Raw genomic sequence first — 12,154 nt, 5'->3', positions numbered from 1 at the left:
TTTACTACACAGGAGGTATTTGTCCACTTAAGATTTCTTAATTTTGATACCGGATCTCTGTCTTCTGCAACATAGGATAACTGACCACTTCCATTCCTTCAAGATCCTCTGCATGCATGCTGACTGCCGTGATCTGCGGATTCTCATAGGTGGTATAATAGTAAACACCTTTGCTGGTGTTGCAGCAGGAAGTATAAATCGTAATCTCATACTTTCCTTCCGCCACTTCGCAGCAGCCTCTCTGCTGGTCTACAGAACCAAGGATATGGAAAAACTGGCTGACGCTCTCTTCCTCTGTATCTCCTGACCTGGAATTAAGTCTCGTAAATGCCACTCTTGCAAAGCGGGATGTGGAAGACAAATCTCCCGGAAGTCCCAGTGCTCCCATGCCTCTGCTGTACATATCAAGCGGCAGCTCTTTGGAAAACTGATTCTCTGGCTGCTTCGGAGAAAGATTCCTATACTGATTCAGCAAAAACATCTGCTGAGGGAACGGAGGATTGTTGGTAAGCACCCCTGCCGGATTATCATAGACATGGAATCCATCCTTCATAGATTCCACCACAATACAGCCATTTTTATCCGCAATGATCCAGTGAAGCTGTGCAGAAGGAAGCTGATCACTGAATGAGATTCCTGTCAGATTCATTTTCCCAAGTGCTGCTTTTGCCTCTTCCACAGTCGCACATCTGGAAAGGATCCAGGGGATAAACTCATACTGGGCTACATTCTCTTTCTCTTTTGTTTCCTCTGCATAAGCTGCATTTCCCACAAAATTCAGACCAGCCATACCAAGACCTTTTTCATTGGCTGCATCATAGTAAAGCGGATATCCGTCCGCCATATGTGCCATACCGATCATTGCATAATGCTGCTCCATCACACCTGCATAATGAAAGTGAATGGGATAGTTCCGCGGCATCACTGCAATCTCTTCTCCATAAGAAAATTCATAATCCAGAGTACGTCCCATATAAAAATCTTTTGTCTGATAGGTTGCTGCTGTACACATATTAATCCTCCCACAGACTCTGCGGATATTTGCCCGCATCTTTCAGATCCTGCATAGCCTTCATAACAACCGGCTTGTCCTCTTTGTAGGTAACACCATGCCAGCGGTCATGAGACTTCAGCACAGTGACCTCTGCTTTTCCCTCGCGAATCAGTTCATCTACCACAAAGGGCAGGAAATACTCACATTTCAGCGGATTCTCCGGGATACTTTCTTTTAAAAATTTCGGAAAACGGTCTTTTAATTCTTTTAAAATACTTTCAGAAAATCCCCACAGATTCATGGAAACCGGTGCATCCTCTGGCAGTGCATGCCAGGTAGCCCCATCATCCTCAGTATAAGCCGGTCCTTCCGGACGGCGCTCAATTCGTGTTCTTTCTGTAATAGCGGTCAGTTTCTGATGTGCGTCAGTCTCGCAGACACCTCTGGCCACATGACCATTCTCGGTCAGTGTATTTTTCAGCAGATAACCTACCATGGCATACTGATATTTCTCTCCATCTTTCGTATTAACCAGGAAATCATGAATCAGCTGAAATGCTTCCTGTCCATAATAATCGTCTGCATTGATCACTGCAAAAGGTCCGTCCACAACCGGCAGACAGGACAGGACAGCATGTCCGGTTCCCCATGGTTTTACACGGCCTTCCGGCACCTCAAAGCCTTCTGGCAGGTTGTGAAGATCCTGAAATACATACTCCACCGGAATCCGTTTCTCCATACGGTTTCCAATGCTCTCACGGAAATCTGCTTCATTCTCCTTCTTGATAATAAATACGACTTTTCCAAATCCAGCCTGTACTGCATCGTAGATAGAATAGTCCATAATAATATGTCCCTGGGGATCAATGGGGTCAATCTGTTTCAATCCGCCGTAACGACTTCCCATTCCTGCCGCCATAATGACTAATGTTGGTTTTTTCATGCTTTTCTCTCCTCCTGTACGAAAATTCCACTTATTACTAATATACTCATAAGTCCGGTATTTTACAAGTTTTTGACGAAAAAAGAGGTGTACCTTTTGGTACACCTCTTCGAAATTCTTATGGATTCTACAGATTACTCTGCATCTGCTCCGTAAAGAGTTTTCAGTTTGTTCAGGTAAGCAAATCTTGCTTTGTACTCCTCTTCGGATCTGGTGAACAGAGCCTGTGCTCTCTCCGGATTTGCTCTCTTCAGAGAGTTGTAACGAACCTCGCCGTCCAGGAATGCCTGGAAGTCGCCGGTCGGTGCTTTGGAATCCAGAGCGAATGCATCCTTGCCCTCTGCTGCCAGAGCCGGGTTGAAGCGGAAGCAATGCCAGTAACCAGCCTCTACAGCCAGCTGCTCCTCGGTCTGAGCTTTGCTCATACCTTTCTTGATACCATGGTTGATACACGGAGCGTAAGCGATGATCAGGGACGGTCCCGGATATGCCTCTGCCTCTGCGATTGCTTTTACGCACTGATTGAAATCAGCACCCATGGAGATCTGTGCTACATATACATAACCATAGCTCATTGCGATAGAAGCCAGGTCTTTCTTCTTGGTCTCTTTACCACCAGCTGCGAACTGTGCTACAGCACCAGTCGGGGTAGCTTTGGAAGACTGTCCACCGGTATTGGAGTAAACCTCGGTATCGAATACCATAACGTTGATGTCTTTGCCGGAAGCAAGTACATGGTCAACGCCGCCGAATCCGATATCGTAAGCCCATCCGTCACCACCGAAGATCCACTGGGATTTCTTAGCGAGGAAGTCTTTCTGTGCAAGGATCTCTTTGCCCTTGTCGCATCCGCAAGCTTCCAGAGCAGCTACCAGCTTATCAGTTGCAGCACCGTTGGTTGCTCCAACTCCATAAGTATCAAGCCATTCCTGAGCTGCAGCTTTGACATCTGCATTCTTGCCATTAGCAACGATATCCTCAACTTTTGCTTTCAGCCCGCCACGGATAGCGTTCTGAGCAAGCAGCATACCATAACCAAACTCAGCTGCATCCTCGAACAGGGAGTTAGACCATGCCGGTCCCTGACCCTTCTCGTTTACAGTGTACGGAGTGGACGGTGAAGAGTTACCCCAGATAGAGGAACATCCTGTTGCGTTCGCAATGTACATTCTGTCACCGAACAGCTGGGTGATCAGTTTTGCATACGGAGTCTCACCACAGCCTGCGCATGCGCCTGAGAACTCAAGCAGCGGAGTCTTGAACTGAGATCCTTTTACGGTAGCCTCTTTGAATTTCTCGATAACATCTGCTTTCTCCGGAAGAGTAACAGCATAATCGAATGCGCTCTGGCAAGCTGCATTTGCTTCCATATTTGCCATATCGAGAGCTTTTGCACCCTTCTTGCCCGGGCATACGTTTGCACAGGAACCGCATCCGGTACAGTCAAGAGCGGATACAACGATTGCAAACTTCTTATCAGCCATACCAGTCATAGCCAGAGTCTTCATCTCAGCCGGTGCAGCAGCAGCCTCAGCCTCGGTCATAGCAACCGGACGAATTGCAGCGTGCGGGCAGACATAAGAACATCTGTTACACTGGATACAGTTTTCAGCATTCCATACCGGGATATTAACTGCGATACCACGTTTCTCGTATGCAGAAGTTCCGGACGGAGTAGTTCCATCTACATAATCCTTGAATGCAGATACCGGCAGGGAGTTACCTTCCTGAGCAGATACTTTAGCCTGGATGTTGTTAACGAAGTCAACAGCAGCCTGTCTTCCGCTCTCTGCATGAGTAGTTACAAGTCCTTCATCAGCTGCATTCTTCCAGCTTTCCGGAACTTTGATCTCTACAACCTGTTTTGCTCCCTCATCGATAGCAGCCCAGTTCTTAGCAACGACATCATCACCCTTACGTCCGTAAGTAGCCTTTGCAGCAGCCTTCATAAGTTCGATAGCCTGCTCCTCCGGAATGATTGCAGCCAGTTTGAAGAATGCGGACTGGAGAATGGTATTGATACGGGTCGGTCCCATACCAGTCTCGATACCGATCTTAACACCATCAATTACATAGAATTTGATGTTGTGGTTAGCGATGAATGCTTTTACCTGTCCCGGAAGATGTTTCTCAAGACCTTCCATATCCCACGGGCAGTTCAGCAGGAAGGTACCGCCGTCTACCAGCTCCTGTACCATGTTGTACTTACGTACATAGGACGGATTGTGGCAAGCTACAAAGTTAGCTTTGTGGATCAGGTATGTAGATTTGATCGGTTTCTTACCAAAACGAAGGTGAGACATGGTCACACCACCGGATTTTTTGGAGTCATAATCAAAATATGCCTGAGCATACATATCAGTGTTGTCACCGATAATCTTAATGGAGTTCTTGTTAGCACCTACAGTACCGTCTGCGCCAAGACCCCAGAACTTGCAGTTGATGGTTCCTTCCGGAGTAGTTACCAGCGGAGCACCGGTTTCCAGAGACAGATGTGTTACATCATCAACGATACCGATAGTGAATTTAGCCTTCTCGGTGTTGTGATATACTGCAACGATCTGTGCCGGAGTGGTGTCTTTGGAACCCAGTCCGTAACGGCCGGTAAATACCGGAGTATCATTGAATTTGGTTCCTTTAAGAGCTGCAACAACATCAAGGTACAGCGGCTCGCCAAGAGCACCCGGCTCTTTAGTTCTGTCAAGTACAGTGATCAGTTTTGCAGTATCCGGAATAGTCTCTACCAGAGCATCTGCGCAGAACGGTCTGTAAAGACGAACTTTAACAACGCCGACTTTCTCTCCTGCAGCGGTCAGGTAATCGATGGTCTCCTCGATGGTATCACATACAGATCCCATAGCGATGATAACTTTTTCAGCATCCGGAGCACCGTAGTAGTTGAACAGCTTGTAATCGGTACCGATCTTAGCGTTTACTTTGTCCATGTACTCCTGTACGATTGCCGGAAGAGCATCGTAGTACGGGTTACATGCCTCACGAGCCTGGAAGAAGATATCCGGGTTCTGAGCGGAACCTCTCTGGCACGGATGATTCGGGTTCAGAGCGTCCTGTCTGTAAGCCTCGATTGCATCCATATCTACCATATCTTTCAGATCTTCGTAATCCCACTGCTCGATCTTCTGGATCTCATGAGATGTACGGAATCCGTCGAAGAAGTTGATGAACGGCAGACGTCCTTTGATTGCTGCACAGTGTGCAACCGGAGTCAGGTCCATAACCTCCTGTACGCTGGACTCACAGAGCATTGCTACTCCGGTCTGACGACAGGCATATACGTCGGAGTGATCTCCGAAGATAGACAGTGCATGGCTTGCCAGTGCACGAGCGGATACGTTAAATACACCCGGAAGTCTCTCACCTGCTACTTTGTACAGGTTCGGGATCATCAGAAGAAGACCCTGAGAAGCGGTAAAAGTGGTAGTCAGAGCACCTGCTGCCAGAGAACCGTGTACAGCACCTGCTGCACCTGCCTCAGACTGCATCTCGGTTACCTGTACGGTATGTCCGAAGATATTGGTTCTTCCCTGAGTTGCCCATTCGTCAGTTGCTTCTGCCATTACAGATGACGGGGTGATCGGATAGATAGCAGCTACGTCAGAGTATGCATAAGATACATGAGCGGCTGCATGGTTTCCATCCATGGTTTTCATTTTTCTGGCCATTTTTATTATTCCTCCTTATTTGAATCAATAAGACTCTTTATTACTTTGTAAAAATAGCTCTTATCATACGGATTCATTCTAGCACATCTGTCGAAGGTTGTCCATTTCTATACTTAATTTTTTCCATAATTTTTTCTCATTAAGCTCTTGTTTTTGGTTAGTTTAGACAAACTCTCATCTGTTGCTGAGTAAAAAAAGAATCGGAAAGCCATTTTGGCTCCCGATTCTTTTTTTATGATCTGGTTATCCAAGAATCGCCTTGTCATTGGTGAACTCTTCCCCGCTGACCTCTTCAAATTTGTGAAGGAGATCTTCCACGGTCAGTTTCTTCTTCTCCTCGCCACGAATATCAAGAATAATCTTTCCTTCCATCATCATGATCAGACGGTTTCCATGAGTAATGGCATCCTTCATGTTGTGAGTGATCATCAGCGTAGTCAGATGGTCACGGTTGACAATCATCTCGGTGGTTTCCAGTACTTTTGCTGCTGTCTTCGGATCCAGAGCTGCCGTATGCTCATCCAGCAGAAGAAGCTTCGGTTTCTTTAAGGTTGCCATCAAAAGGGTCAGTGCCTGTCTCTGTCCTCCTGAGAGAAGCCCAACTTTAGAAGTCAGACGGTCTTCCAGGCCAAGACCAAGGGTTGATAGAAGCCGTTTATACACTTCTCTCTCACTGGCTTTGATTCCTGCGCGGAGGGTTCTGGACTGCCCACGCCGAAGTGCCAGTGCAAGATTCTCCTCAATTCCCATAGTGGCTGCAGTTCCATTCATCGGATCCTGGAACACACGTCCCAGAAAAGCAGCTCTTTTATGCTCCGGAAGTTTGGTTACATCCTTTCCGTCAATGATGATCTGTCCTTCATCTACCGGCCATACACCTGCAATTGCATTCAGCATGGTGGATTTTCCTGCACCGTTTCCTCCGATGACCGTTACAAAATCACCATCCTCCAGCGTCAGGTCAATTCCTTTCAGTGCCTGTTTTTCATTTACTGTTCCGGCATTAAATGTTTTATAAATATTCTTCAGTTCCAGCATCAGTGGTTTCCTCCCTTTCTAACCGGTTTGGAAAAATATCTGCTCTTCCAGGTCGGAATTGCCAGGAATATGGCAACTACCAGTGCAGACAGAAGCTTCAGAAGATCTGTGTCGATACCGAACCAGATGACGATCTGAAGTACAAAATAATAAATAATAGAACCAATGGCTACTGCGATAAGTTTCAATCCGAAGTTGCGGAAAATCTTTCCGAAGATAGCCTCACCGATAATGACGGCTGCCAGTCCGATAACAATGGCACCACGGCCCATGTTGATATCGGAGAATCCCTGATACTGTCCCAGCAGTGCACCGGAAAAAGCAACCAGTCCGTTAGAGATCATAAGGCCAAGTACCCGGTTAAAATCCGTGTTGATTCCCTGTGCTCTTGCCATCTTGTCATTACATCCGGTTGCACGTAAGGAACATCCAAGTTCTGTACCAAAAAACCAGTACAGTACTGCTACCAGAAGTATAATCAGAACGACTACGATCAGAATGGTATTTTTATAAATGGCAACATTCTTAATATAACGAAGGGATACCAGCAGATCAAATTTATCAACATTGATGGCCTGATTGGATTTGCCCATAATTTTCAGATTCACGGAATACAGTCCAAGCTGTGTCAGAATTCCGGCCAGAATCGCCGGGATCCCCATAAAGGTATGGAAAAGTCCGGTTGCAAATCCTGCCAGCATACCGGCTAAAAATGCACATAGAAGGGCAACCCATACATTGCTTCCTCCCTGGATCATCATAATGCAGACTGCTGCGCCTGTACAAAGGCTGCCGTCTACGGTCAGATCTGCGATGTCAAGAATACGGAAGGTGATATAGACACCAATCGCCATAATTCCCCAGATCAAACCCTGCGCCACTGCTCCCGGCAGGGCATTCAGTAAACTCATAATGTTCATGTTCCCAATCACCTCGTAATTCTTATTGCTTTTTATTTCACGACGACGGCAGCGAGAGTGGAATAGCCCTTCTCGCTGCCATCATAGTAAGTCATATTTGTATGAACTTTTTGGTTTCTTCTTATTTATTCTGCAATTGCAGTGTAATCATCCGGAACAGCTACTCCAAGAGCCTCACACAGTGTCGGGTTGTACTCTTTGGTAAACTGCGGAGCATACTCAATCGGCATCTCAGAGATATCAGCTTCGCCTGTCAGAATCTTCACTGCCATCTTACCGGTTGCTACACCAAGATCATAGTAGCTGATGGAAAGAGTTGCAACTCCGCATCCTTTGCAGATACCTTCCTCACCTGCAATAATCGGAACACCTGCAGGCTGGCAGATATTGTTTACGATCTCTGTATTGTTTGCTACGGTGTTATCGGTCGGTACATAAATAACATCACTCTCATCTGCTGCGGTAGTTGTTACAGAAGAAAGGTCATTGGAATCAGAGAAACCATACTGTTTGCAGGTATATCCCATTCCTTCCAGTGCTTTCTGCACCTCGTCTACCTGATACTGGGAGTTTGCCTCTGCAGTACAGTACAGAAGACCTACATTCTTAGCATCCGGGAACAGCTCATTCAGCATAGCTGCCTGCTCAGTCAGCGGTGCAAGATCAGACGTACCGGAAATATTTCCACCAACAGTTCCATCAAAACCATCAATACCAAGAGCTACACCATACTCCGTTACTGAAGTACCAAGAATCGGGATCTCACTGGTTCCAGCCTGTGCTGCCTGCAGTGCAGGAGTTGCATTTGCAAGAATCAGATCTGCATCCTCAGCCACGAAGCCGTTAATAATGGTTGCGCATGTATTGGAATCGCCCTGTGCATTCTGCTCATCGAAAGTTACCGCATCCTCACCGAGTGCCTCTACGATGGCATCCTTAAATCCCTGGGTAGCTGCATCCAGTGCTTCATGCTGTACCAGCTGGCAGATACCGATCGTGTAGGATCCGCCTGCAGACGGTACTTCCGTCTCTTCTGCTGTATCAGCAGTATCAGCTGCCTCAGTTGTCTCAGCTGCAGTATCTGTGGATGCTGCGGTATCGCTGCTTCCGCATGCGACCAGACTAAGTCCCATGGTCATTGCCATAGCCAGAGCTATCATCTTTTTCATAATCCGTTTCCTCCGTCTTTTCCGAATTGGCTTTCAATGCTTTAATGCATTGAAGCTTTTAGACTTAATCAATATAGCACTTCAACGCACAAAAGTCAATAAGTATGAAAATATTTAATAAAAAATAACATCTTTCCAGTGAAAAGGAACCGCTCGCGCTAAGTCCTCGCCCAGCGGTACTAACACTCGAACAATGTCTTCGACTTGTTCTCGTGAAGTGCCGGGGCTGTGGACGTTCCTTTCACAGTGAAAGATGTTTTCTGTACTTATTAAATATTTTATAATACTTTGCTTAAGAAGTCGATGGTACGCGGCTCTTTTGGATTCAGGATGACTTCATCCGGAGTTCCTTCTTCCACAATATATCCGCCTTCCATAAATATGACACGGCTTGCTACTTCTCTCGCAAAACCGATCTCATGGGTAACAACCACCATGGTCATGCCATCACGAGCCAGCTCTTTCATAACAGCCAGTACTTCGCCGACCATCTCCGGGTCCAGAGCACTGGTTGGTTCATCAAAGAGCATGATATCCGGCTTCATTTCCAGGGCACGGGCGATCGCTACACGCTGTTTCTGTCCACCGGACAACTGGCTTGGGAATGCATCTGCCTTATCTGCCAGTCCGACTCTTTCCAGAAGTCTCATGGCCTCGGCCTTTGCCTCTTCCTTGCTCATGAGTTTTAAGTGTACCGGAGCAAGGGTCATGTTATCCAGCACGGTCAGATGGTTAAACAGATTGAAATGCTGGAATACCATTCCGATATTCTCACGCACTTTGTTGATATCTGTATGTTTGTCCGTCACATCGTGTCCGTCGATAATAATCTGGCCTGCGGTAGCGGTTTCCAGCTGGTTCAGACATCTTAACAAAGTGGATTTTCCACTTCCGGACGGTCCTAAGAGAACGACAACCTCACCCTCGTGGACATCCATGCTGATATCTTTTAATACTTCCAGTTTTCCAAAATTCTTTTTCAGATTCGTAACATGAATCTTCAGCTGCTTATCTTCCACGGTTTACCCTCCTCTCAATTCTCTTGGCAATCTTACTCAGGGTAACGATAACAACCATGTACATGATACCAACGATTGCCCAGGTCTGAAGACTCTTCAGGGTATTTCCCACAATCGTCTTTCCTACATTCGTAAGTTCCGGGAATCCGATAATAGACAGGATAGAGGTATCCTTCAAGGTAATGATAAACTGATTAATAATAGACGGGATCATGGTTCGTACTGCCTGGGGTACAACAACCAGTGCCATGGAGGCGCTGTAGGAAAGTCCCAGACTTCGTGATGCTTCCATCTGTCCTCTGTCGACACTCTCAATACCGGCACGGATAATCTCTGCCATATACGCACCACAGTTCATGGAAAGTGCTGCGGTACCTGCCTGCAATGCATTCAGACGGAAACTGGAAAATCCCAGGCCCTGCATACCAGCCGGTACACCAAAATAAATGAAATATGCCAGTACGATCAGCGGCACACCACGGACGGCATCTACATAAATCGTTCCGATCAGATTCAGCACCCGGTTATGCCCTACATTCATCAGTCCGAAAATCATACCAATGATCATCGCAAACAACAGCGACAACAATGTCAGCAGCAAAGTCTGGCCGAGCGCGCGAAGCAGCATACCGCCGTAAACTTCAATAATACTCATCATAGTCTCTCGTCTCCTTTTTCTCTTCTGGTTCCCGAAAATGCTTCTTACACTGTGAAAGCCTCTCACACAGGGGTTTTCACAGTGCAGGAAGCAGCCGCATATTCTGCAGCTGCTTTCCCGTCACCAGAATTATTTTACTGATTACTCTCCAAGATATTTTGCAAGGATCTCATCATAAGTTCCGTTTGCTTTGATATCAGCCAGTCCTGCATTGAACATGTCAAGCAGTTCCTGATTTGCCTCGTTCATGATTGCAAATCCGTAAGGAGCCGGATCACTCTCCATAGAGTCAACCACTTTCAGTCCCAGACCTTTGTTTGCAATCCAGTCCTGAATAATCGGCTTATCCTCTACACATGCAACGCTGTTGCCGGCTACAACATCCTGATACATAGTCGGTGAATCTTCAAATACGGTGGTAGTGAATCCGTACTGATCTTTCAGGCTCTCTGCAAATGCAGCACCCTGGGTACCATTCTTTACTGCTACATTCTTTCCTGCAAGATCCTCAAAGGAATCGATATCACTGCCAGCTGCTACTGCAAAAATCTGGCAGGAATCAAAATAAGAGTCAGAGAAGATCCATCCGTTTGCCTGACGCTCATCTGTGATACTTGCGCCTGCAATCAGACCATCTGCCTGACCGGACTGTACCGCTGCTACAGCTGCATCCCATCCAAGGCTCTGAATATCAATTTTAAAGTTCTGATCCTGTGCAATTGCTTTGATGATATCAACATCAATTCCAACAAAATCGTTGTCTTCATCGGTATACTCGAATGGTCTGAATACGGTATCCATTGCGATAACCCATGTTTTGTCAGATGCTTCAGTATCAGCTGCATCAGCAGTCTCCTCTGCTGCGTCCGTAGTCTCTTCTGCTGCATCTGTAGTTTCAGCTGCTGCAGTATCTTTAGATGATGATCCACATGCTGCAGTGGATACTGCCATGCACGCAATGAGAGACAGTGCAATTAATTTTTTCATAATATGTACGCTCCTTTTCTCCGGCAAATATACCGGCCCTATTTATGCAGAAAGGCATTTGTATTATTGTATACAATGCCTCGCATTTGAAAACAGTATAATTTTTTCTGTCCGTATTGTCAAGGGAAAATTCTGTCAAGGCTTTATCTGTGCTACAGATTTTCTGCTGCCTCCAATACAAACTTCACCGCACAGTCAATTCCCAGCTTTTCCGTATTCAGGCACAGGTCGTAGTTGACCGCATCCCGGTATCTGGTCTTGGTGTAATGTTCACAGCTCTTCTTTCGCGCTTTGTCTGCCTGACGCACGTCAGATGCCACCTGTTCAAGCGGAACCCCAGGCATCTTGCCTGCCATACGGTTGACTCTCCACTGGAATCCTGCATGGGCAAATACCCGCAGACAATGATCAAACTCCCTTAATATGTATTCACTGTTCCGTCCTACAATCACGCAGCTTTCATGGCTGGCCATCTCACGGATCGCGTCCATCTGTGCCTGCCAGAGTTCTTCATCCAACGGTTTGTTATAGAAATCAAAGAGACTCTGTGCAAATCCAAATGTATTAGGTACCCTCTCATCCCATTTGCGCACTTCTTCCGGCGTCAGTTTCGGGTTTGCCAGTGCAGTTCTTAATATAATATCCTTGTCATAATATTCGATGCCCAGCTCTTTGGCAACTCTTCTTCCGATTTCTCCACCCCCTGCGCCAAATTCACGGGCAATGGTAATAATTTTTCTCAT

Annotated in this window: 10 protein-coding genes; all 10 read right to left on the bottom strand. The window is 46.5% G+C overall.

Going from position 1 to position 12,154, the window contains the following annotated elements:
* Positions 1–37: 37 nt before the first annotated feature.
* The 10 genes from bsh to ACZMB2_RS07810 all read right to left on the bottom strand — a co-directional run bounded on the left by bsh (position 38) and on the right by ACZMB2_RS07810 (position 12,154).
* Positions 38–1,012, bottom strand: coding sequence for a choloylglycine hydrolase (gene bsh, locus ACZMB2_RS07855; RefSeq protein ID WP_487596295.1), 975 nt, complete (start codon positions 1,010–1,012; stop codon positions 38–40).
* Between the two features lies 1 nt (position 1,013).
* On the bottom strand, positions 1,014–1,937 hold the full coding sequence (locus tag ACZMB2_RS07850) for a nucleotidyltransferase family protein (protein WP_487596294.1): 924 nt from the start codon (positions 1,935–1,937) through the stop codon (positions 1,014–1,016).
* A 134-nt stretch (positions 1,938–2,071) separates the two neighbouring features.
* On the bottom strand, positions 2,072–5,620 hold the full coding sequence (gene nifJ, locus ACZMB2_RS07845; protein ID WP_487596293.1) for a pyruvate:ferredoxin (flavodoxin) oxidoreductase: 3,549 nt from the start codon (positions 5,618–5,620) through the stop codon (positions 2,072–2,074).
* 243 nt (positions 5,621–5,863) lie between these two features.
* Entirely contained in the window at positions 5,864–6,658 is a 795-nt protein-coding gene (locus ACZMB2_RS07840) for an ABC transporter ATP-binding protein (RefSeq protein WP_308458272.1), read from the bottom strand.
* Positions 6,658–7,578, bottom strand: coding sequence for an ABC transporter permease (locus tag ACZMB2_RS07835; protein ID WP_487596292.1), 921 nt, complete (start codon positions 7,576–7,578; stop codon positions 6,658–6,660). The genes ACZMB2_RS07840 and ACZMB2_RS07835 overlap by 1 nt, the downstream gene beginning before the upstream one ends.
* 125 nt (positions 7,579–7,703) lie before the next feature.
* Positions 7,704–8,747 carry an ABC transporter substrate binding protein gene (locus tag ACZMB2_RS07830; RefSeq protein ID WP_487596291.1) on the bottom strand — a complete coding sequence of 348 codons (1,044 nt, stop codon included), beginning with the start codon at positions 8,745–8,747 and terminating at the stop codon, positions 7,704–7,706.
* Positions 8,748–9,025: 278 nt separating this feature from the next.
* The gene (locus ACZMB2_RS07825) at positions 9,026–9,766 is read right to left on the bottom strand and encodes an amino acid ABC transporter ATP-binding protein (RefSeq protein WP_308458275.1); all 741 of its coding nucleotides are present in this window, start codon (positions 9,764–9,766) and stop codon (positions 9,026–9,028) included.
* On the bottom strand, positions 9,756–10,424 hold the full coding sequence (locus ACZMB2_RS07820; RefSeq protein WP_487596290.1) for an amino acid ABC transporter permease: 669 nt from the start codon (positions 10,422–10,424) through the stop codon (positions 9,756–9,758). The genes ACZMB2_RS07825 and ACZMB2_RS07820 overlap by 11 nt, the downstream gene beginning before the upstream one ends.
* A gap of 141 nt (positions 10,425–10,565) precedes the next feature.
* A complete protein-coding gene (locus tag ACZMB2_RS07815) occupies positions 10,566–11,411 on the bottom strand; it encodes a transporter substrate-binding domain-containing protein (protein WP_487596289.1) in 846 nt (281 codons plus the stop codon).
* A gap of 152 nt (positions 11,412–11,563) precedes the next feature.
* Complete coding sequence (locus ACZMB2_RS07810; RefSeq protein WP_487596288.1) at positions 11,564–12,154, bottom strand: cytidylate kinase-like family protein; 591 nt, start codon at positions 12,152–12,154, stop codon at positions 11,564–11,566.

The organism is Hominiventricola sp. (assembly GCF_057604405.1).
The sequence above is the reverse complement of the archived record's forward strand: the minus strand, read 5'-3'. Positions and strand labels throughout refer to the sequence as shown.

Bases quoted from the DNA above. Each gene is read 5' to 3' on its own strand.
- bsh (WP_487596295.1), bottom strand. From the start codon at position 1,012: ATGTGTACAGCAGCAACCTATCAGACAAAAGATTTTTATATGGGACGT.
- ACZMB2_RS07850 (WP_487596294.1), bottom strand. From the start codon at position 1,937: ATGAAAAAACCAACATTAGTCATTATGGCGGCAGGAATGGGAAGTCGT.
- nifJ (WP_487596293.1), bottom strand. From the start codon at position 5,620: ATGGCCAGAAAAATGAAAACCATGGATGGAAACCATGCAGCCGCTCAT.
- ACZMB2_RS07840 (WP_308458272.1), bottom strand. From the start codon at position 6,658: ATGCTGGAACTGAAGAATATTTATAAAACATTTAATGCCGGAACAGTA.
- ACZMB2_RS07835 (WP_487596292.1), bottom strand. From the start codon at position 7,578: ATGAACATTATGAGTTTACTGAATGCCCTGCCGGGAGCAGTGGCGCAG.
- ACZMB2_RS07830 (WP_487596291.1), bottom strand. From the start codon at position 8,747: ATGAAAAAGATGATAGCTCTGGCTATGGCAATGACCATGGGACTTAGT.
- ACZMB2_RS07820 (WP_487596290.1), bottom strand. From the start codon at position 10,424: ATGATGAGTATTATTGAAGTTTACGGCGGTATGCTGCTTCGCGCGCTC.
- ACZMB2_RS07815 (WP_487596289.1), bottom strand. From the start codon at position 11,411: ATGAAAAAATTAATTGCACTGTCTCTCATTGCGTGCATGGCAGTATCC.
- ACZMB2_RS07810 (WP_487596288.1), bottom strand. From the start codon at position 12,154: ATGAGAAAAATTATTACCATTGCCCGTGAATTTGGCGCAGGGGGTGGA.